This window comes from Marinobacter sp. C7 (assembly GCF_022343555.1).
Lineage (GTDB): Bacteria > Pseudomonadota > Gammaproteobacteria > Pseudomonadales > Oleiphilaceae > Marinobacter.
Genome location: NZ_JAKQZH010000005.1, coordinates 1 through 22206, shown reverse-complemented (window position 1 = coordinate 22206; position 22206 = coordinate 1). Strand labels below are relative to the sequence as shown.

The following is a 22206-nucleotide window of genomic DNA, read 5'->3' as shown; positions in this document are numbered from 1 at the left end:
TGAAATCGGTTATTGGGCCTGATATTGCCGGATACGGTCGCGCCAGTCATTGACCCTTAGCATGAGGTCGGCCACGTCGATCCGGGTCAGTTTGCCATCCTGTAACTGAGGTACGCCGTGAATCCAGCTATGGCTTACCGCCCGGGCATGGTTGCTGTACACCAGGTGGGACGCGGGGTCGTAGACCGGTTGCAGGAATGGGTCGCTCAGGTCGATGGCGATGATGTCAGCCAGTTTGCCGGGTACCAGGGAGCCAAGATCGTGCTCGCGGCCCAATGCCCGGGCACCATTGATCGTGGCCATGGCCAGTGCCTGGTGGGCGGACACTGCGGCGGCGTCTCCGGCGACGGCTTTGGCGACCATGGCGGCACTGCGTAGTTCACCAAAGAGATCGAGATCATTGTTGCTGGCTGCGCCGTCGGTGCCGATGGCGACATTGACGCCGTGGTCGATAAGTTTCTGCACCGGGCAGAAACCGCTGGCCAGCTTGAGGTTGGACTCGGGGCAGTGAATCACGTGTGCGCCGCTGATGGTCAGCCGTTCAATGTCGGAGTCGTCGATCTGGGTCATGTGCACGCACTGGGTATGCGGCCCCAGCAGCCCTTTTTCGTCGATGCGCCCTGTCGGCCGTTGTCCGAACTTCTCGACCGCGTCTGTCACCTCGAAGGCGGTCTCGTGCAGGTGGATCTGGATCCTCGCGCCGGTCGCCTTGGAGAGCGACAGGGCATCGGCCAGTGGTCCGTCAGATACGGTGTAGGGCGCATGGGGTCCGATGGCCGGCGTGATGTATTCGTCATGTTTCCAGGCCTCGATCAGCTCCGCCCCTTTTCTCAGGTATTCCTCGGGCCCTGAACCCCAGGCGGTGGGGAAGTCGATAAGCGGGAAACACACCTGTGCCCGCATGCCGACATCGTGGGCGGCCTGGGCGACCAGCTCCGGGAAGAAATACATGTCCGAGAATGTCGTGGTGCCGGTGCGCAGCATCTCGGCCATGGCCAGCTGGGTGCCGTCGGCAATGAACTGTTCGCCAATGAACTGGTGCTCGGCTGGCCAGATGTGGTCATTCAGCCAGGTCATCAGTGGCAGATCGTCAGCCATGCCCCGGAAGAGGGACATGGCAGCATGGCCGTGCATGTTGATCAGGCCGGGCATGACCACGTGTTCGGTCAGGTCAATGGTTTCACGGGCCCGGTAGTCACGGTCGGCCTCCTCCTGTGGTAACAGGGCAAGAATCCGCGATCCCTGCAGGATGATGGCGTGGTTTTCCAGGATGACTCCGGCGGGTTCGATGGGGATCACCCATCTGGCATTGATTCGGATATCAGCCGCGGTGGTGATGATTTCTGCCGTCATGGACCTGCCTTACAGCGCTGGACGCAGCGTGTGCGCTCCGGAATGAAATGTAGCCCGAAAGTATAACCAGTGGCCGCGACAAGGACTACCCGGGGGCTTGTTTAATGTGCTGGATGGCACCAACGTAATGGGTAAGGGCGAATTTTCAGGGTGCTTCCCTCACCATCGCCGCTATACTGCGGGCTTTTGAAGGACTGACACGGAGCAGCTTTATGGCGAATGAATCCCGTCCGGATGAACGCAACATCGGTACCGTGGCCATGCGTTGGCATGGGCACTCCCTGGAGTTACTGGATCAGCGATTGCTGCCAACGGAAGAGCACTGGATAACCTCGGAGGGGGCTTCCGGTGTCGCCCAGTGCATCCGGGACATGGTGGTGCGGGGCGCACCGGCGATCGGCATCAGCGCGGCCTACGGCGTCGCGTTGGCGGCCCGCCATGCAGGTGGTGGCGACTGGAAGGCAGAAATCCGGCAGGCCATACGCGAGTTGGCAGAGTCCCGTCCGACGGCGGTCAATCTGTTCTGGGCGTTGCAACGCATGGAAAAGGTTTTCCACGAGTGTCATTCCCTGGACGAGGCCGAGAAGCGTCTGGCCGCCGAAGCCAGGATCATTCACCACGAGGATCTGGAAGCCAATTTCGCCATGGCGGATCATGCGCTGGAATTCATGAATCCGGAGAAGCCGATTTCGGTGCTGACTCATTGCAACACCGGGGCCCTGGCCACGGGCGGTTATGGCACTGCACTGGGCGTGATTCGCCGGCTGTACGAGAAAAAACTGTTGCGACGGGTCTACGCCGATGAAACCCGGCCGTGGTTGCAGGGCAGCCGGCTGACCGCCTGGGAGCTGTCCCGGGATGGTATCCCGGTCACGTTGAATGCCGATGGCGCGGCTGCGGCCATTCTGGCGAGCGGCAAGGTGAAATGGATTGTGGTGGGGGCAGACCGCATCACCGCCAACGGCGATGTGGCCAACAAGATCGGAACCTACAGCCTGGCGGTGCTGGCCCGTCACCACAAGGTGGGATTTATGGTGGTGGCACCGTCCAGTACGGTGGATATGTCGCTCGCCTCCGGCCGTGACATACCGATCGAGGAGCGGGAAGGCAATGAAGTGCGTGAAATCCGTGGGATTCCTCTGTCACCGCCGGGCATAAGGGTCTTCAACCCGGTGTTCGATGTGACCCCGGCCAGTCTGATCGACGCCATCGTCACGGAAAAGGGTGTCATCCACAACCCGAACATTACCGGCATGCGTGCACTATTCGGTTGAGGTGTCATCTCCGCCCTCGTAGTGGTCTTTCAGTCTGCGGACCTCCTGCTCCTGTTCCTCCACGAAGTGGAGAGACATCTCGAAGCTCTGGCGGGTGAATTCCAGTACCCGCCGGAACCCCTCATCGGACAGATTTCGGGCGTCATCGTGGCGGCGGAATATGTTGATGAATTCCCGCTCCCGTTCAAACTGCAGGGGCAGCCTTCCAACACCCCAATCGTTCAGTAGCTTCCACACTTCGGGGTTGTAGTTCCGGGTAGTGCGCATTATGAACGGGATTGGATCGTTGCGGGCAATCAGCGCCGCCAGACGCAGGATCAGTTCGAAGGACAGGGTGGCGGTGCCATTTTCGATGGCTTCCAGTACCGATTTGTCCTTCAGATTGAGCGCCTCGCTCATCTCCGTCAGCGTGAGGCCGGCAACCTCACGGCTGTCCTTCAGGGACTGGCCGGCGAGTAGCATGGCCCGGAGCTGGTCCTGGGAGTTGATCAGGGCGCGGCCGAAACGGAGAGACGTGTCGGTGGCGCGGGCGCCGAAGCGAAGGGCGGATCCGGTGAGCTGGTAGATTCGGTCGACGAGGCTCTCAGGCGCTTTTGCCGTGGTGCCGGACTTCTCGATGGCTTCCACTTTTTCCATCGACTTCATGGCGTGGAGCGCATCCAGCAGCATGTCCCGGATCTCTCGGGCATTCTGCTGGCTGCTTTTCGGCGCTTCCTTCCTGGAGGTCATTCTGGAGCACTGACTTACTGGGCAGGTGCCTGCACAGCGAAGTGTCGGAGCTGGAGGATGGAAGCCATCTGCTGATCCAGCTCCAACATGTCGGCCATGATGTGGCCACCCTCACGGATCACGAAGTCCAGCTCCTCATCGGTGGTGTCCAGGTCGGCCGCCTGGGCATCCTGCCATTCTTCGAGAGCCTCCAGAGAATCAAACGGTTCCTCTCCCCGAAGTTCCCTGCGGGCATTGGCAATGGTCAGCCGGGTACGCTCGATCTGCTCATGCTGCGCCTTGCGTTTGTCAAAGTTCAGGCTGACGGTCTCCAGCTGCCGCTGTTTCTCGAGGAATTCGATTTCCCGTTGGAGCAGTTTGAATTCTGGATTGGTGTCAAACCGGGATTCGTGGCGCTTGCGCAGTTCACCGATGATGCCGCTGAAATCGAAGTAGCGGGTGTGGGGTACCGCTTCGATCTGGTCCCAGGGCAGGGCATGGTCGAGGGCATCCTCACCGATGCGGGTCTTGTCGATCCGGGAAGGAATCTCGATGTCGGGAATCACGCCCTTGTGCTGGGTTGAGCCGCCGGAAACCCGATAGAACTTGGACTGGGTGATTTTCAGCTGACCATGGTTCAGAGGCCGGACCGCCTGTACGGTGCCTTTGCCGAAAGTCTGGGAGCCGACCACCAGACCACGGCCATAATCCTGGATTGCGCCGGCAAAGATTTCCGATGCCGAAGCGCTCATGCGATTCACCAGAACCACCAGCGGGCCGTCGTAGGCAACGGACGGGTCGCCGTCATTCAGGACCTGCACATCGTTGTTGGCATTGCGGATTTGTACTGTCGGGCCCTGGTCAATAAACAGGCCGACCAGATCGTTGGCCTCGTGCAGGGCGCCGCCGCCGTTATTGCGCAGGTCAACCACCAGGCCGTCGATGCCGTCCTGCTGTAATTCCCGGATCAGCTCCCGTACATCCCGCGTGGTGCTCTTGTAGTTCGGATCGCCGGCCTGCATGGCCTGGAAATCGGCGTAGAACGTCGGGATGGTAATCACGCCGACCTTGTAGTCTTCACCACCACGTTCCAGCTCGATAACGTCCTTGCTGGCGCTCTGCTCCTCCAGCTTCACTTCATCCCGTTTGATGGCGATGGTCTTGGTAACGGTTTCGTCCGAGGCGTTGGCGGGAATCACTTCCAGGGTCACCACGGAATCCCGCGGGCCGCGGATAAGATCCACCACCTCATCGAGGCGCCAGCCAATCACATTCACGGTTTTTTTGCCCTCCTGGCCGACAGCAACAATCCGGTCGGCTGGCTGCAGCTGTCCCTGCTTGGAAGCCGGACCACCCGGCACGAGCCGAACAACCTTGGTGAACTCGTTATCGGATTGCAGAACCGCACCAATCCCTTCCAGAGAAAGGCTCATGTTGATGTTGAAGTTCTCGGAGGTGCGCGGTGAGAAATAGGAGGTATGAGGATCCCACATGCCGGTGAAGGCATTCATGTAGGCCTGGAACGCGTCTTCGCTGCGAGCCTGGTAGGCACGCTTCAGCTGGCCTTCATAGCGCTGGCGCAGGTTTTCCTCGATCTTTTCGTCGTCGGTGCCGTTCAAACGCTGAGCCAAAACTGCATTCTTGATGCGTCGGGTCCAGAGTTCATTCAGGGCAGCCGTATTCTCCGCCCAGTCAGCCTCCGTGCGGTCGAGCAGGATGGTTTCGTCGGTGGAGAAATCCAGGCTGCCAATGCCCTGGTTGATCGTTTTCAGGGCAAACTGGAGGCGTTCGATGATGCGCTGCTGAACCAGGTTGTAGATGTCGAAGCCGGGCTGGAGCTGGCCGGTCTTCAGGGCCGAGCCAAGCTGGGGTTTTACCCGGTCAAACCGTTGGATGTCCTCGCGGGTCAGGTAGATCCTCTGTCCGTCGAGATACTCCAGGTAGGCATCGAAGACGTCTCCGGAAAGCTCGTCGCTGATCCCCAGGTCGCGGAAATGGGTGAACTGCAACTGGCGGGCGATCAGGATATTGGCCCGGGCCTGATCGATGGTCGGGGCCACCGGCTCGTATACCTGGCTCTCGTCCATCTTCGCCTGCAGTCCCAACGGTGTTGAGACCAGCAATGCGACTGCCAGAGCACGGCACAAGCCCTTTCCTCGACCAGTGAATGAACGGCGACGGGACATGATATTTTCCGCGATGGTCATAAATACTTACCTGACGGTGCTGGGTCATCCGCAGCCAGATCCTGGCGGCGTTGAACCCGTGAGCGATAAATTTATTGTAGGCAAGCGCTACCCCTGTTGCCATAGGCAGGGAGTATCGGTTCGTGACAATCTGTCCATGAAATGGTCAGGTTGGTAACGGGAACGGGCAAACGACGGGATAAGGCGGCCAGCGGATGAACAACACCCGCTGGCCGGTCGGGATCAGGCGAAGTCGGTGCAGGCTTCTGCCTTCTCCAGGAGCAGGCGGGGCGGCGCAAATCGCTCGCCGTACTGCGCTTCCAGTTCCCGGGCGCGTTCGGTGAAGGCGCGCACGCCGTACTGGTTGATGAACTGGATGGCACCGCCGGTCCAGGGTGCATAACCGATGCCAAAGATGCTGCCGATATTGGCGTCTTCGACGGTCCTCAACACGCCTTCCTCGAGGCAGCGCACCGTTTCGATGGCCTGGATGAACAGAATTCGGTCCTTGAGGTCCTGCAGTGCCGTACTGCGGGCCTTGGCCTCGTCCACGAACAGGTTCTCAAGCCCGGGCCAGAGGTATTTCCGCCCCTTGTCCGGATACTCATAGAAACCGGCGCCGGCGGCCTTGCCCTTGCGGTCATGCTCGTTGACCATGGCATCGATGATTGCCTCGGCGGGGTGGGCGTTCCAGGTGCCTCCGGCTGCCTCGGTGTCCTTCCTGCTCTGATCCCGGATGTGTTGCATGAGTGTCATGCTGACTTCGTCGGAAATAGCCAGTGGTCCTACCGGCATGCCCGCCAACAGGCCGGCATTCTCGATGCTTGAGGGATGAATGCCTTCGCCCAGCATGGCAATGCCTTCGTTCACGAAGGTCCCGAACACGCGGGAGGTGAAGAAGCCCCGGCTGTCGTTCACCACGATCGGAATCTTGCCGATCTGCTGGACGTAATCGAACGCCCGGGCCAGGGTGTCATCGGAAGTTTTCGCGCCCACGATGATCTCCACGAGTTGCATCTTGTCCACCGGCGAGAAGAAGTGCAGGCCGATGAAGTTTTCGGGCTTGCCGGATGCCTCGGCCAGCTGGGTAATGGGAATGGTGGAGGTGTTGGAGGCGAAGATACCGTTAGCCACCATTTTTGGCTCTGCTTCGCGGGTTACCTTGCCTTTCAGGTCGCTGTCCTCGAACACGGCCTCGATAATCAGGTCGCAACCGTCCAGATCTTCGGCAGAATCGGTGGCTCGGATACGATCCAGGATGCTGACTTTCTGTTCATCGGTCATACGGCCGCGGCTGACCTTCTTGTCCAGCAACTGCTCGGAGTAGCCTTTGCCTTTCTCCGCATTTGCCACAGACACATCCTTCAGAACCACGTCGATACCGCGGACGGCTGTGGCATAGGCGATGCCGGCACCCATCATGCCAGCACCCAGCACACCGACCTTGCTGAAGGTTGCCTTATCAACGCCTTCCGGCCGGCTGCCCCCCGCCTTGATGGCATTGAGCTGGAACCAGAAAGTGCCGGTCATGTTCTTGGCTACCTGGCCGGTCACGAGTTCGGTGAAGTAACGGGTCTCGATCAGGCTGCCATTGTCGAAATCCACCTGCGCACCCTCGACGGCGGCAGACAGGATGCGCTCGGGCGCCGGATAACAGCCCCTGGTTTTCTGCTTGAGCATGGCTGGAGCAATGGCGAGCTTCTGGGCCATGGCCGGGTGATGTGGTGCGCCGCCGGGAAACTTGAAGCCCTTCTGGTCCCACGGCTGCTGCTTTTCCGAATGTGCCTCGATAAAGGCCCGGGCGGTGCTCAGCAATTCTTCCGGCGCGCTGACCAGTTCATCCACGATGCCGGCTTTCAGAGCCGCCTCGGGGTTCACCTTCTTGCCTTCCATCAGGAAGGGGAAGGCGGCTTCCAGACCAATCATCCGGGGCAGTCGCTGGGTACCGCCGCCTCCGGGTAACAGGCCCAGGGTGACTTCCGGCAGACCCAGTTGAATGCTGTCGTCATCCAGGGCGATACGGTGATGACAGGCGAGGGCAATTTCCAGACCGCCGCCGAGGGCAGTACCGTTGATGGCTGCCACCAGGGGCTTGCCGGTGGTTTCCAGGAAGCGCAGGTCGGCCTTGAGGCCATTGACCATGTCTTCGAATTCTTTGGCCTGGTCCCGGGTGACGCTGTGCAGCTCCTTGAGATCGCCGCCGGCAAAGAAGGTTTTCTTGCCAGAGGTGATGATGATGCCGCGGATGTTGTCGAGGTCTGCCTTTACCCGGCTGACAGTCTCAGACAGCCCGGCGCGGAACTCCGCGTTCATGGTATTGGCAGACTGGCCCTGCATGTCGATGGTGAGGGTCAGGATCTGATCTGAACCCAGTTCATATTTGATGGCACTCATGTTCGGTTCTCCTGTTCTGGAACGTGGGTTCAAACGCGCTCGATGATGGTGGCTATGCCCATGCCGCCGCCGACACAGAGGGTGGCGAGGCCATAGCGCAATTCACGGCGTTCCAGCTCATCCAGCAGGGTGCCGAGGATGATGGCGCCAGTCGCGCCCAGGGGGTGGCCCATCGCAATGGCGCCACCGTTCACGTTCACTTTCTCGTCCGGAACCGAGAGTTCCCTCTGGAAGCGCATCACCACTGAGGCGAAGGCTTCATTCACTTCAAACAGGTCAATCTGATCTGCAGTCATGCCGGCTTTTTCCAGTGCCTTTCGGGCCGCCGGGGCAGGGCCGGTCAGCATGATGGTCGGGTCGGTGCTGGTGACTGCGGTAGCAACAATGCGGGCCCGCGGCGTCAGGCCCAGCGCTTTGCCCTTGGCTTCGCTGCCGATGAGCATGGCGGTCGCGCCGTCCACGATGCCGGAGGAGTTGCCGGCGTGGTGCACATGGTTGATCTTTTCCACGTAGTGGTATTTTTCCCGGGCGACGCCGTCAAAGCCCATTTCCCCCATCATCTGGAAGGAAGGTTTGAGGCCGGCCAGCGATTCCAGGGTGGTGTTGCCACGCACGTGCTCGTCACGGTCGAGTATGACCACGCCGTTCTGGTCGGTGACGGGAATGATGGATTTGCTGAAATAACCCTTTTCCCAGGCGTTGGCGGCTTTCTGCTGGGATCGGACTGCGAAGCCGTCTACATCCTCGCGACTGAAGCCTTCAATGGTTGCGATCAGGTCGGCACCGATGCCCTGGGGCATAAAGCCGGTGTGAAGGTTGGTTTCCGGGTCGGTGGCCCAGGCGCCGCCGTCGGATCCCATGGGGACTCGGGACATGGCTTCCACACCCCCGGCGACCACCAGGTCTTCCCAGCCGGAGCGCACTTTCATGGCGGCGAGGTTCACGGCCTCCAGGCCGGAGGCGCAGAATCGGTTGAGGGTGACCCCGGCGACTTTCTCGTCCCAGTCTGCCGCGAGGGCTGCAGTCTTGGCGATGTCCGCGCCCTGATCGCCGACGGCGGTGACACAGCCCATCACGATGTCGTCCACCTGAGCGGTATCAAGGCTGTTGCGCCCCTGCAGCGATGTGAGCACGGTGGTCAGCAGGGTGATCGGTTTGACGCTGTGCAGCGAACCGTCTTTTTTGCCGCGACCCCGTGGGGTGCGGACTGCGTCAAAGATATACGCCTCGGTGGTCATTACCTTTCCTCTGATGGTTGTGTCGGATTGTCATAATCAGTCGACTAACCATAGCCCCTGCAGGGCAGGGTGGGTAATGACGCGGGCTGCCAATCCCATTGGCGAAATTGCTCAGGGTGCCGTCGGTTGGCAACGCCGCCAGGCGGTTTTACTGGCGGGTGATGCCCGCGAGAGCAAGGTTGAGCCGCTCCGAGAGCGCAGGTTCCGCGGTGCTCTCGGAGGATTGCAGGCACCACTGCGCGACGAGCTTCTCGAGTTCTGCGAGACGGTCATCGGACTGCTCGGTGTTGCCCATGCCCTCGGCCAGCCGCTGCACCTGGATTTCCATTCGGAGTTGCTGGTCTTCCGCCGGCGATTCCGTGCCCGCGAGTATTTCGGCCCGGATGACCAGTTCCCGCTCCGGGAGGTCGGCCTGCTCCGTCGCCAGCGTGCGCCAGTGATCTGGCAGATCGGACGGATCCACGCCACCGTTGCCCCGCACCCTGACCAGTTCCTGCCATCGGGCGACTTTTTCCTGAAGGAGACTGTTGTCGAGTGCTTGCTGGAGTTGCAGCCTGGTGGCCTGGATCCGATCCCTCATATCGGAGGAGAGGGCATTGCCTTTCACCTCCCGAAGCTTTTCCAGAGCGTCCCGGAGGGTCTCTTCAGGGCTTTCCTGTGTGACGCCGGCAAGTTGCCCAAGAAGCTCGGAGGCTTTCCGGTCAGCGGCTTCGGTCGCCTCCTGGCGAGCGTTTCGTTGAGCGTCGCGGCGGGCGAAAATCTGGTCACAGGCTTTGCGGAAGGCTTGCCAGAGCTTGCGATCCTCGCGGTGGCGGGTGATGCCGATGGCTTTCCATTCGGATTGCAGGGCCTTGGCCTCGTTCATCGCCTCCTGCAGGGGTTCATGTTCGATCAGCGTCTCGGCCCTGTTCACGATGGCCTGCTTAAGACCTTCGTTCTTCCGGCGCTCCTCGTCCAGTGGCGATTCAAGACGCTTCAGCAGCTCGTCGAACCGTTTTTGCACCTGCCGGTTGTCACGGAACTCTACCGGCCAGGCCGCTTTCCATTCCTGGCGCGCGGTCTGGTGGATGCGTTCGGCGCCTTTCCAGTCGATGTTGTCCCAGTCAGCCTGCTCAAGGAAGGTCTGTAGCTCGTCACAAATGGCCTGGCGTTTTTCCAGGTTGGCCTGTTTGAGTCCGGATTTCGCCTCGAAATAGGCCTTGCAGGGCTCGAAAGCACGGTCGGAGGCCGACTTGAAGCGGGTCCACAGGGTCCGGTCGGAGGAACCGCCCAACTTTCGCCACTCTGTTTGCAGTTCCTTGATGCGTTCTGCCTTCGCTTCCGGCTCCATGGGCTGCTCGGCGAGGTATTCCATTTGTTCGCAAAGAGTGATCTGCTTGGGCTCTGTGGCAAAGCCCTGCCAGTCGCTGAGCTCCCGGAACTGGCCCATGAGCAGCTGCATGCGGGCCTGGAAGGGTTTGGCGTGGCGCTGGTCCAGTTCCCGGAACTGGTTCTGAGCAGTTTTGAGCAGTTGCCGGGACTCTTTGAACAGCTTGGCTTCCAGTGCGGCCTCAAGTTTGCCCAGGGTGGTTTTCAGCTGCTCGGTACGTGCTTTCTGATCGCCCTTGTCTTCACTCTGCACGGGCTTTTCCGGGCGCTTGCCTGCCAGTTTGCGCAACCGATCAAGCAGTGCGGGCTTCGGGAAGTCCGCGGGCCAGTCGATTTCCCGGATAAGAGCCTTGGCCTGGTCCTGCTGTCCGGTTGTGATAGCCTGATCGGAATCCAGGAGTCCCGTGAGTTCCTGGATTCGGTCGCGTTCCTGGGTCAAACGTCGGAGCGCGGACAGATGGTTTTTCAGGGCTTGCATGGAACTTTCGTAGGCCTTTTGCTCCTGCCGCGACACTTCGGTGTCCCGGGTCGCTTCGAGCCAACGGTTTTCCTGGGTTCTCTGAAGCGCATCCAGGGAGGACAGCGAGGGAAGGGCATCGCTGGAGCCGGCTTTGAGATCTTCCAGAGTGCCTGTGAGTAGCTCAAGGGTTTCTTCGCGCTGGCGGCGCTGCTCGCTGTGGCGTTTTTCTTCCGCACGCGCAGCCTCAATATCCTGCAGACGCTCCCGGCAGCGGTGAATGGCCTCCAGGAATTGCTGGATCTGTTCGGCGGTGGCCTGGCTTTCCAGTTCCTTCCACTGGTTGGTCAGCGCTTCCAACCGCGCCTGGAAAAGCTTGGTGTCTTCGCTGCGGGCCTGCTCCCGGGCATTGCTGATGAGCGTGGCGATGGAGCGGGCAATGCTCTCCTGTCGTTCCAGCTCCTCGCGGTGGGTCTGCAACGCCTGTTTGACGGTCTGGTAGACACCCTTGTCCCGGCCCTTGGCCTGTTTCTGGACCTTTTGCAGTTGTTCGGGGTCGTTCAGGCCCTTGGCGGCTGACAGACGGATATCGGCCGTGACGCCCTCGACGGCGAGTTGGCCCAGTTGTTCCTGGGATGGTGAGCCTTTGAGTAACTGTAGTTGGCTCTCCCTCTGATCGGCACGCAAATCCTCCTGAGGTACCCTGGGCTGTTCGGCGATTTCCTTGCGGGATTTTCCGGCAGTCTCCGGTGACTTGCGGGATTTGAACAGTTTCTGGATAAATGCGGCCATGAAGGTGTCCTTTGGGATTGAAACCAGTCCTCGGTGTCCGGCAAAGTGCGCCGTCACCGTCCATCGGCCCTCTCGGGCCGGGCGCAGGCATAGCGCGGAATCGGTCAGTTTTCCCCTGGCTCCCGCGCCATGCTTTGAAAATCGGTGGCTAGTCTAGCGTCTTGGATGTGTTCGCGGAAAGGGTCTGAATGGCAAAACAGGAAAATCAGGACGATCAGGAATACAAAGCACGGGCGGCCGCCCTCAGATTGCTGGCCCGCCGTGAACATAGCCGTCTGGAATTGTCCATGAAGCTTAGACAGCGCCGCTTCGAGAGTAGTCTCATCGAGACGGTACTGGACGAATACGAGGAACAGGGCTGGCTTGACGACCATCGCTTTGCGGATGTCTATGCCCGCCAGAGGATGGATCTCGGTTACGGGCCGCTGAGAATTCTCGGTGAGCTACAGCAACGGGGTGTTCACCAGACACCGGAGTGCCTTGATGAGATGACCGATGAGGCATGGTGTGCCGTTGCCATCCGGCTGCGGGAGCGGCGGTTCGGCCTGTCTGATCTGGGAGAGGACTGGGATGAGAAAATGCGGCAGGCCAGATTTCTGAACCGTCGCGGCTTCTCGGCGGCTCAGGTCGAGCGGGCTCTGGACGCTCTGGAGCCGCCGGAGGACTGATTCAATGGAGTATTCAGAGGGTGGGGGGAATCAGCCCCAGATCGTTTGGCAGGCTGGCTCTGAGCGCCGACGCTGCCGGCTCTTTCTGGTCTTTGTCCGAATCAGAACCTGTTTCAGGCTCCAGACCTACAATCTGTGGTTCCTCCGGTTTGTCGGGAGTCGCGGGAGTAATCACACGCGCCAGCACGTCGTAGTAGCGACGGATATTCTGCACGTAGATCACGGGTTCCTGCCCGCGCGCAAAACCATACCGTGTCTTGGTGTAGTACTCCTTCTGGGCGAGCAGCGGCAGGAATTCTTTCACATCCATCCACCGGTCCGGGTTCTTGCCTGCGCTTTCGGTGAGTCTGCGGGCATCCTCCAGGTGGCCGAAACCGACGTTATAGGAGGCCAGCGCAAACCAGGTGCGATCCGGTTCCGGAATTCGGTCCGGTATTTTTTCGTGAACCATCTGGAAGTATTTGGCCCCCCCCTGGATGCTTTCCTCTGCATCCAGCCGGTTGTTGATGCCGACATGACTTGCCGTGTTGCGGGTCAGCATCATCAGGCCGCGAACACCGGTCGGCGAGACCGCGTTCGGCCGCCAGTGTGACTCCTGGTACCCGATGGCCGCGAGCAGGCGCCAGTCCATGTTGAAGTCTCTGGCATATTCCCGGAACAGCTTCTCGTATTTCGGCAACCGGTTCTCGACATGGTGCATGAACGTGCGCGCACCCACATAGTTCAGTCGGTCCAGATGCCCGTAAAACCGTTCGGAAAGTTGCGCGAGTACACCTTCATCCTCCAGGCGTTGCAGGTAGTCGCCGGCAGCCTGCGCCAGCGTGCCGTCCTGTTTCTTTGGAAAGAGCCATACCAGTTCCCTGGGTTCGCCAAGGCCGAATGCCTCTTTCACATGGGGGTAGAACACATGGTTGAGCTCAAGTTCATTGGAAGACACGACCGCGAACGGGAATTCGCCGCTTTCCACCCGTGCCAGAACGCCGGGTGCGTCCAGTCCTGCGTGAACCTCCCAGGAAATGCCGGCATCAGCCGCCAACGTTCCCAGCAGGTGCTCGTGATCACTGTCAGCAACCAGGTGGAGGGTTTGTCCATTCAGGGCTTCCAGAGATTCGGGATGCTCCATATCCCGGTGGTACACCACCACCGACTGGGCCTCGATCCCCGTAGAGATGGACTGATACTTATCCTTGAAGTCGGGTTGTTGTGATACGCCCGCTATGCCGATATGGGCATAATTGCGCTCCAGGACCGACAGGATCTCGGTGTTGTCCTCGGCGACGCGGACTTTGAGTTCAACGCCCAGTTCGTCGGCGAAACGCTTCGCGAGTTCGTAGTCGTAGCCGGTTGCTCCCTCTCGACCTTCAAAATAAATGGAGGGCGCAACGCGGGTAATGACGTGGAGAACACCCTCGTTCTGGATCTCCTGCACGGTGCTCGGGCGCGAGCAACCCGTCAGAGCCACAATGGCTCCTAGGAGAAACGCAAAATGCGCCGGGGAGGCGCAGAGGTGATTGAAAAATCTGGACAAATCCCTGAACTCCGTCGCAGCTGTGTAGCCAGATACGCTCAGAAAAAGCGAGCGTATTCCTTTGTCATGCTGTGCGTAGCGTCCATTGCCACACTCACCATGATCCCCGCCTCGCAGCGGATGGTCAATAAAACTGCTCAATTAATGTGCAAAATAATGTCAATTTTACAGGTCCGGAATAACCGCAGCGGCGCTGTATCCTCGTTCCGCTTTCAAGTATCATTGCGGCCTTTCAAATAGCACCCGGATTTCCTCTTTCGCGCGATACAGGTTGATATCATGCTTGAACTTCGCGGCGCACCAGCGCTCTCGCCTTTCCGCTCCCGCAAGCTGCATTCCCGGATTCAGGACATTGTTCCTGAAGTCGAACACGTCTATGCAGAGTTCATGCACTTTGTGGACCTGGAGTTTGACCTCTCGGATTCCGAGCAGGCTATCCTCGACCGCCTTCTGGTCTATGGTCCCAGTGTCCCTGTAGAGGAGCCCGACGGAATTCTGTTTCTGGTGGTTCCGCGGCCCGGCACCCTGTCTCCGTGGTCGAGCAAGGCCACGGATATCGCACGCAATTGCGGACTGCGCCAGATCCACCGCATTGAGCGGGGCATCGCCTATTACATTCGTGCCTCCAGGAAGCTTGGTCTGGATCAGCGCGAAAAGATCGCATCACTTCTGCACGACCGGATGACCCAGAAAGTCTTCCACGAGATGGGCGGCGCAGAACTGCTGTTCAGTCACGAGGAGCCACGGACTCTCGGCCGGGTGCCGGTGCTGGCGGGCGGGCGTGACGCCCTGGTGAAGGCAAACCGTAATCTTGGCCTCGCGCTTGCGGACGATGAAATCGATTACCTGGTGAAGTCTTTTACCGATCTTCAGCGTGATCCGACCGACGTCGAGCTGATGATGTTCGCTCAGGCCAACTCCGAGCATTGTCGCCACAAGATTTTCAACGCGTCGTGGGATATCGACGGTGAAGGCCAGGAAAAATCGCTGTTTGCGATGATCCGCAATACCTACGAAATGAACAGCGAGGGCGTGCTGTCTGCCTACAAGGACAACGCATCCGTTATCCGTGGCAGCCGTGGTGGCCGTTTCTTCCCGGACCCTGAAACCGGTGTCTACGGTTACAACGAGGAAGACATCCACATTCTGATGAAGGTGGAGACCCACAACCATCCGACAGCCATAGCACCGGCCGAGGGTTCTGCCACCGGCTCCGGCGGCGAGATCCGTGACGAGGGCGCCACCGGCCGTGGCTCCAAGCCGAAGGCGGGCCTGACCGGGTTCACCGTCTCCAACCTGAATCTGCCGGATGATCCCCAGCCCTGGGAAATCGGTTACGGTAAACCGGACCGCATCGCCTCGGCTCTGGATATAATGATCGAAGGCCCGATCGGTGGCGCCTCGTTCAACAACGAATTCGGCCGCCCGAACCTGGCGGGCTATTTCCGTACCTTTGAGGAAAAGGTGCCGGGCCCGGCCGGTGAGGAAGTGCGTGGCTATCACAAGCCGATCATGATTGCCGGCGGCCTGGGCAACATTCGTGAACAGCACGTGGAGAAGGGCAACATTCCGGTTGGGGCCAAGCTGATCGTGCTGGGTGGCCCCTCGATGTTGATCGGCCTTGGCGGTGGTGCTGCTTCGTCCATGGATTCCGGTTCCAGTAACGAGAACCTGGATTTTGCCTCTGTCCAGCGGGACAACCCCGAGATGGAGCGCCGGTGCCAGGAGGTGATTGATCGTTGCTGGCAAATGGGTGATCAAAACCCGATCTGCTTTATCCACGATGTCGGCGCAGGCGGTCTTTCCAATGCCATGCCTGAGCTGGTCAAGGACGGTGGCCGGGGGGGCAAATTCGAGCTTCGTGATATTCCCAGCGATGAGCCGGGCATGTCGCCACTGGAAATCTGGTGCAACGAATCCCAGGAACGCTACGTGATGGCGGTTGCGCCGGAGAATCTGGAGCTGTTTGATGCCCTGTGCCGTCGGGAACGTTGCCCGTATGCCGTCATTGGTGAGGCCACCGAAGAGCATCACCTTGAGCTCGGCGACTCCTATTTTGATGACAAACCGGTGGACCTGCCGATGGAAGTGCTGTTCGGCAAGCCTCCTCGCATGCACCGGAGCATCAGCCGTTCATCGTTCACCAAGCCGATTTTCGATTCCACCAAAATCGATGTGAACGATGCGATCCGCCGGGTACTCCGCTTGCCCTCGGTGGGGTCCAAGAGCTTCCTGATCACCATCGGTGACCGCACCATTACCGGCCTTGTCGCGCGCGACCAGATGGTCGGCCCCTGGCAGGTGCCGGTGAGCGACGTGGCGGTTACCGCAAGCTCCTTCGATGTACGCACCGGTGAAGCTATGGCCATGGGCGAGCGCACGCCGGTAGCCGTGATTGACGCGCCGGCATCTGGTCGTATGGCGGTGGGTGAAGTGATCACAAACCTGGCTGCCGCACCGATTGCCAATCTGTCCGATATCCGCCTGTCCGCGAACTGGATGGCCGCAGCCGGCCACCCGGGCGAGGACGAGAATCTCTATGAAACCGTGCGAGCGGTCGGTATGGAGCTGTGTCCGGCCCTCGGTATCACGATTCCGGTGGGTAAGGACTCGATGTCCATGAAGACCACCTGGGAGGAGGAAAGCGGCGAGCAGAAAAGTGTGACGGCGCCGTTGTCCCTGATCATCAGCGGTTTTGCGCCGGTGACAGACGTTGCTCGCACACTGACGCCGCAGCTGGCGACGGATTCCGGTGAAACCGATCTGATCCTGATTGATCTTGCCGCCGGCCAGAACCGCCTGGGCGGCTCTGCGTTGGCTCAGGTGTATCGTCACGTCGGTGCTGTGGCACCGGATCTGGACGACCCGGAAGACGTCAAGGCATTCTTTGCGGTTATTCAGGGCCTGAACGCAGATGGCAAACTGCTTGCGTACCACGATCGTTCTGATGGTGGCTTGTTCGTTACGTTGGCGGAGATGTGTTTTGCCGGCCATACCGGCGTGGATATCAAGCTTGATGGACTCGCTGAGGATGCGTCCCAGTTTGCCCGCGAACTGTTTAACGAGGAACTGGGTGCGGTCATCCAGGTTCGCCGTGAGGACACCGGGTTCGTACTTCAGCAATTCTCCGGTGCCGGGCTGGGGGATCACACCAGTGTGATCGGCACGCTGAATGAGGAAGATCGGCTTCGCCTGAGCTTCGAGGGCGAGACAGTTGTGGACGAGTCCCGTATGGAACTCCAGCGCCTGTGGGCAGAGACCAGCTACAGGATTCAGTCCCTCAGGGACAATGCCGACTGTGCCCGGGAGGAGTTCGATAACCTGCTGGATGCAGAAGATCCGGGCCTGCATGTGGATCTCGGCTTTGACCTTAACGAGGACGTTGCCGCGCCCTACATCAACACCGGAGCGCGCCCGAAAGTGGCGGTGATGCGTGAGCAGGGCGTGAACGGCCAGGTGGAGATGGCAGCGGCATTCGATCGAGCCGGTTTCGAGGCCGTGGACGTGCACATGAGTGATCTGCTGGCGGGCCGTGTGACGCTGGACCGGTTCAACAGCCTGGTGGCCTGTGGTGGTTTCTCCTATGGCGATGTTCTGGGTGCCGGCGAGGGTTGGGCGAAGTCGATCCTGTTCAGTGACCGGGTCCGTGATCAGTTCGCGCACTTCTTCAATCGCCAGGATACCCTGGCGCTTGGTGTCTGCAACGGCTGCCAGATGCTGTCCAACCTCCATGAGCTGATTCCGGGCAGTGAAGGCTGGCCGCGCTTCGTGCGCAATCAGTCCGAGCAGTTCGAGGCCCGTCTGGTGATGGTTGAGGTTGCTCCCTCGCCGTCCGCGTTCCTCGACGGAATGGCCGGCTCCAGGATGCCCATCGCCGTCGCTCATGGCGAGGGGCGGGTCGAGTTCGCGTCGGGCGCCTCTGCCGCGGCGTTGTCCGAGAACGAGCTGGTTGCCTTGCGCTATGTCGATAATCGGGGCCAGGAGACTACCCGGTATCCGTATAATCCCAACGGTTCGGAGGGAGGAATCACCGGTGTTACCTCCCGTGACGGACGTGTCACCATCATGATGCCTCACCCGGAACGGGTCTTCCGTGCGGTTCAGCACTCGTGGCGTCCGGAAGGATGGCAGGAAGATGGTCCGTGGCTGCGGATGTTCCGTAACGCGAGGCGCTGGTTCGGCTAAACTGTCGTGAACCGGAAGCCGGCGTCGGAGATGCTCCTGGAGAGCATTTTCCGGCGCCGGCTTTTTTGTTTCAGTGCTTGCTCCTTTTCGGGGCGATTTTCAAGGGGAAAATACGCCGAATTTTGCAAAAATTTCCTTGACTGAATTATTTTATGCACACTCCCGGTGCTTCGCTGTGCGATCTGTGCACAAAACCCGGGAAATTGGTTCAATAATTAGGCGAACTTCATAACTATTTGAAAATATTGGAGTTGTTGGGTTGGGCCAATTTGTCGCCAATTTGAGGTAAGTGCAGTAATCACGGGGGTTCGGGGCATGTTCCCAAAAACTTTCCCCAGAGTTATCCACAGATTCTGTGGGTAAGTTCCTAAGCCATTAATCTGTACAAAAAATATCCGATATCTCAGGGGGCTTTCATGTACAAGATGTGCTATTTCGTTCCGGAATCTCACCTTGAGCAAACCAAGCAGGCATTGTTCGCTGCCGGAGCGGGCAGGATCGGTGATTACGATAGTTGCGCCTGGCAGTGCAGGGGCCAGGGGCAGTTCCGTCCGCTGGAGGGAAGTGATCCCTACCTGGGCTCCCAGGGAGAAGTCGAGGTGGTGGATGAGTTCAAGGTGGAGCTGGTGTGCGAGGATAATCTCATTGGCGACGCGCTGAAGGCGCTGAAGCAGGCCCATCCTTACGAAGAACCTGCCTACGAGATTTTCCGTATCGAGGATTTCTGATCAGGCCCTGCCCGTGGCGGACATCGGTCGCCGGATGTCTTTGAGGTGGACCTGGTAGTTCTCCGTTTTCATATCCTCGAGGAACAGTTCCAGGGTTTTGCGAACCGTGGGGAAGGAGAGTTCGTCCCAGGGAATCTCCTCGACCGCAAACAGCTTCGACTCCAGGGACTCCTCGCCGGCGCCGAATTGGCCTCCGATGAGGTTGGCGCGGTAAAACATGTGTACCTGGTTGATGTGCGGAACATCGATGATTGAGAACAGGCCCTCGATAGTCACCTCGGCGAGGGCCTCTTCACGGGTTTCACGCGCCGCAGCTTCAATGGTGGTTTCGGCGTTCTCCATGAACCCCGCAGGCAGAGTCCAGTAGCCGTACCGGGGTTCGATGGCGCGCTTGCAGAGCAGGATCTTTCCTTCCCAGACCGGAACGGTGCCGGCGATAATCCGTGGGTTCTGGTAATGTATGGTTTCGCAGCTGACACAGACATAGCGGTGCCGGTTGTCGCCCTCGGGGATGCGTTGCTCCACCGGATGGCCGCATGTGCTGCAGTACTTCATGTTTTGCCCCGTATACTGAAATTGGTTTTGTAGTCAGTTTAACGATACCGACTGCTGCTGTCTCACCTAACATAAAGAAGTTCCCGGGAGACCAGATTTGCGAGATTTCCTCACAGACCGACTGGCTGACTATGCACCGAGGCAGTTGGCCCTTGACTATCCTGAAGCCGGGATCCTGGTGCCGGTTACTGACGATCCCCACAACCCGGAAATGGTGTTCACGCTTCGCTCGTCCAATCTGAGTACCCACAGGGGACAGGTGGCTTACCCCGGCGGAAAGCGTGATCCCGGGGATCCGTCCCTGGTAGCGACGGCGCTGCGGGAAACCCACGAGGAAATCGGCCTGCCACCGGAGCAGGTGGAAGTGATTGCACCGCTGAGCCAGGTCATGTCCCGCTATGGCATCCTGGTTACTCCTTACGTTGGTGTGGTGCCCGCTGATCACTCCCTTGAGCCCAATCCGGCCGAGATCGAGAGTGTGTTCCGGGTTCCCCTGTCATTTTTTCTGGAAGATCGCCGGGAACGCACCGATGCTCTCAGTTTTCTCAATAACACCTTTTACGTTCCGTGCTACCGCTGGGAGCGTTACCAGATCTGGGGCCTGTCCGCCGTGGTTCTGGTTGACTTCCTGAACGCAGTGTACGATGCCCGGATTGATTTACTGGAACCCCCTGTAGGAGGCTGACATGTTTTACGAGCTTGGAGATCGCAGGCCGCAGCTGGACGGCGATAACCAGTTTGTTGCCCACAATGCGACCGTGATCGGTAATGTGAAGCTGATGGAGAAGAGCAGTGTCTGGTACAACGTGGTCATCCGCGGAGATAACGAGCTGATCACCATTGGCCCGGAAACCAACGTCCAGGACGGCTCTGTGCTTCATACCGATCCGGGGATTCCCCTCACTCTTGGCCGGGGAGTGACGGTTGGCCACAAGGTCATGCTGCACGGATGCGAGATCGGGGACTATTCTCTTATCGGAATCAATGCTGTTGTTCTGAACGGTGCCAAAATCGGCAAGCATTGCCTGATCGGTGCCAATACCCTGATTCCTGAAGGGATGGAGATTCCGGATGGATCCATGGTGGTGGGCTCGCCCGGAAAGATCAAACGTGAGCTCAATGACAGCCAGAAGAAGATGCTGGAGATGAGCGCGGCCCATTACGTCGAAAATGGCGCCCGGTATATTGAACAACTGACACCCTGCGAACCCGATAAATGAACGTATCCGATAAAGTCCGCTCACCCTGCGTGAGTGTATGTGCCCTGGACGAGAACGACGTCTGTATAGGATGTCATCGTACCGGAGACGAGATCCTGCGCTGGACCCAGTTGAGTAATGATGAACGACGGGAAGTCTTGCGCAAAGTGGCAAAAAGAGAAGAAAAGGTGGCGCTCTGATATGACAGAAAACAACACCGTTCGCATCGGTACTCCTTTAAAGGGCAACGCCTTCAAGGTGTTGTTCTGCGGCTCCGGTGAACTTGGTAAGGAAGTGGTCATCGAGTTGCAGCGATACGGCGTGGAAGTCATCGCCGTCGATCGCTATGCCAACGCACCGGCGATGCAGGTGGCCCACCGCGCCCACGTGATCGACATGCTTGACGCTTCGGCTCTGCGCTCAGTGATTGAGCAGGAAAAGCCGGACCTGGTTGTTCCGGAAATAGAGGCGATTGCCACCCCGGAGCTGGTGAAGCTGGAGCAAGAGGGTTATCGGGTAATCCCGACAGCCCGGGCGGTGAACCTGACCATGAACCGGGAAGGGATTCGTCGCCTGGCTGCAGAAGAACTCGGCCTGCCCACGTCTCCCTATCGCTTTGCCGGTAGCCGGGAGGAGTACCTGGCCGCTGTAAAGGAGGTTGGTCTGCCACTGGTGGTCAAACCCGTCATGAGTTCCTCTGGCAAGGGGCAGAGCACGGTCAGGACGGAGGATGATATTGAAGCGGCCTGGGAGTATGCCCAGACCGGTGGTCGTGCCGGTAAGGGGCGAGTCATCGTTGAGGGATTCGTAGACTTTGATTATGAAATCACCTTGCTGACTGTGCGGCATCGCGATGGTGTTTCCTTCTGTGACCCCATCGGGCATCGCCAGGAAGATGGTGACTACCGTGAGTCCTGGCAACCCCAGCCCATGTCGGCCAGGGCGCTGGAACGTTCCCGGGAGATTGCTGCTGCGGTGGTTGAAGACCTCGGAGGTTTTGGAATTTACGGCGTCGAGTTGTTTGTTAATGGCGATGATGTCTGGTTCTCCGAAGTGTCGCCCCGCCCCCATGACACCGGCCTGGTAACCCTGGTTTCCCAGGACCTGTCGGAATTCGCGCTCCACGCACGGGCAATCCTCGGCCTGCCGATTCCGGCTATCCGCCAGAATGGCCCAAGCGCATCGGCGGTGATTCTCCCTGAGGGAGATTCGGGTGAGGTGGCGTACTCGAATCTCCAGTCGGCGCTGACCGAGCCGGATACCCAGTTGCGCCTGTTCGGTAAGCCGGAACTGAAAGGAAGGCGCCGCATGGGTGTGGCGTTGGCCCGGGGCGAAACGGTAGAAGAGGCGAGGGCGAAGGCGCGGAACGCAGCCGCTGCTATAACAGTAGAGGTGTGATTGACCGCCCCTGTGTAGGTGATGCTTCGAGTTCCCGGTGGGACAGGGTGTTTCCAGTACGGTTTTTGAACGAACTGATCGGTATTTGACCGGTCGAATAGGTGGAAACCGAAGTCCGGGAAAATAATTGAAAATTGGTCGTTGACAGTTTTCCTGAGGGCTGTAGAATGCGCAC

Annotated in this window: 16 protein-coding genes; 8 read left to right on the top strand and 8 right to left on the bottom strand. The window is 59.3% G+C overall.

Annotated elements, in window-relative coordinates:
* Positions 1-9: 9 nt before the first annotated feature.
* Positions 10-1353, bottom strand: coding sequence for a TRZ/ATZ family hydrolase (locus MD273_RS17040; protein ID WP_239038997.1), 1344 nt, complete (start codon positions 1351-1353; stop codon positions 10-12).
* A 212-nt stretch (positions 1354-1565) separates the two neighbouring features.
* Between MD273_RS17040 and mtnA the strand changes: the two genes are divergently transcribed.
* A complete protein-coding gene (gene mtnA / locus MD273_RS17035) occupies positions 1566-2627 on the top strand; it encodes an S-methyl-5-thioribose-1-phosphate isomerase (protein WP_502846073.1) in 1062 nt (353 codons plus the stop codon).
* On the opposite strand, the gene MD273_RS17030 is transcribed toward mtnA, so the two are convergent.
* From MD273_RS17030 to MD273_RS17010, 5 genes are all read right to left on the bottom strand, one after another.
* Positions 2616-3356 (bottom strand): helix-turn-helix domain-containing protein, encoded by a 741-nt coding sequence (locus tag MD273_RS17030; protein ID WP_239038996.1) that lies wholly within the window; start codon positions 3354-3356, stop codon positions 2616-2618. The genes mtnA and MD273_RS17030 overlap by 12 nt on opposite strands.
* A gap of 14 nt (positions 3357-3370) precedes the next feature.
* Positions 3371-5542, bottom strand: a complete 2172-nt coding sequence (locus tag MD273_RS17025; RefSeq protein ID WP_239038995.1) for a carboxy terminal-processing peptidase — start codon at positions 5540-5542, stop codon at positions 3371-3373.
* Positions 5543-5764: 222 nt separating this feature from the next.
* Positions 5765-7915, bottom strand: a complete 2151-nt coding sequence (locus tag MD273_RS17020; RefSeq protein WP_239038994.1) for a 3-hydroxyacyl-CoA dehydrogenase NAD-binding domain-containing protein — start codon at positions 7913-7915, stop codon at positions 5765-5767.
* A gap of 29 nt (positions 7916-7944) precedes the next feature.
* A complete protein-coding gene (locus tag MD273_RS17015; RefSeq protein WP_239038993.1) occupies positions 7945-9153 on the bottom strand; it encodes an acetyl-CoA C-acetyltransferase in 1209 nt (402 codons plus the stop codon).
* Between the two features lie 148 nt (positions 9154-9301).
* Positions 9302-11770 (bottom strand): DUF349 domain-containing protein, encoded by a 2469-nt coding sequence (locus tag MD273_RS17010; RefSeq protein ID WP_239038992.1) that lies wholly within the window; start codon positions 11768-11770, stop codon positions 9302-9304.
* 188 nt (positions 11771-11958) lie between these two features.
* Between MD273_RS17010 and MD273_RS17005 the strand changes: the two genes are divergently transcribed.
* Positions 11959-12438 (top strand): regulatory protein RecX, encoded by a 480-nt coding sequence (locus tag MD273_RS17005; RefSeq protein WP_239038991.1) that lies wholly within the window; start codon positions 11959-11961, stop codon positions 12436-12438.
* Positions 12439-12451: 13 nt separating this feature from the next.
* Here MD273_RS17005 and mltF read toward each other — a convergent pair whose 3' ends face one another.
* On the bottom strand, positions 12452-13966 hold the full coding sequence (gene mltF, locus MD273_RS17000; RefSeq protein WP_502846072.1) for a membrane-bound lytic murein transglycosylase MltF: 1515 nt from the start codon (positions 13964-13966) through the stop codon (positions 12452-12454).
* Positions 13967-14245: 279 nt separating this feature from the next.
* Here mltF and purL point away from each other — a divergent pair, with 279 nt between their 5' ends.
* The gene (gene purL, locus MD273_RS16995; RefSeq protein WP_239038989.1) at positions 14246-18151 is read left to right on the top strand and encodes a phosphoribosylformylglycinamidine synthase; all 3906 of its coding nucleotides are present in this window, start codon (positions 14246-14248) and stop codon (positions 18149-18151) included.
* 416 nt (positions 18152-18567) lie between these two features.
* Positions 18568-18879 (top strand): YqfO family protein, encoded by a 312-nt coding sequence (locus tag MD273_RS16990; protein ID WP_239038988.1) that lies wholly within the window; start codon positions 18568-18570, stop codon positions 18877-18879.
* Here MD273_RS16990 and MD273_RS16985 read toward each other — a convergent pair whose 3' ends face one another.
* Positions 18880-19434, bottom strand: coding sequence for an NUDIX hydrolase (locus MD273_RS16985; protein ID WP_239038987.1), 555 nt, complete (start codon positions 19432-19434; stop codon positions 18880-18882).
* Positions 19435-19531: 97 nt separating this feature from the next.
* On the opposite strand from MD273_RS16985, the gene MD273_RS16980 reads away from it, so the two are divergent.
* The 4 genes from MD273_RS16980 to purT are packed head-to-tail and all read left to right on the top strand — an operon-like array spanning position 19532 to position 22031.
* Entirely contained in the window at positions 19532-20119 is a 588-nt protein-coding gene (locus tag MD273_RS16980; RefSeq protein ID WP_239038986.1) for an NUDIX hydrolase, read from the top strand.
* A 1-nt stretch (position 20120) separates the two neighbouring features.
* Complete coding sequence (locus tag MD273_RS16975; RefSeq protein WP_239038985.1) at positions 20121-20654, top strand: gamma carbonic anhydrase family protein; 534 nt, start codon at positions 20121-20123, stop codon at positions 20652-20654.
* The gene (locus MD273_RS16970; RefSeq protein WP_239038984.1) at positions 20651-20833 is read left to right on the top strand and encodes a DUF1289 domain-containing protein; all 183 of its coding nucleotides are present in this window, start codon (positions 20651-20653) and stop codon (positions 20831-20833) included. The genes MD273_RS16975 and MD273_RS16970 overlap by 4 nt, the downstream gene beginning before the upstream one ends.
* Position 20834: 1 nt before the next feature.
* Positions 20835-22031, top strand: coding sequence for a formate-dependent phosphoribosylglycinamide formyltransferase (gene purT, locus MD273_RS16965; RefSeq protein WP_239038983.1), 1197 nt, complete (start codon positions 20835-20837; stop codon positions 22029-22031).
* Positions 22032-22206 lie beyond the last annotated feature (175 nt).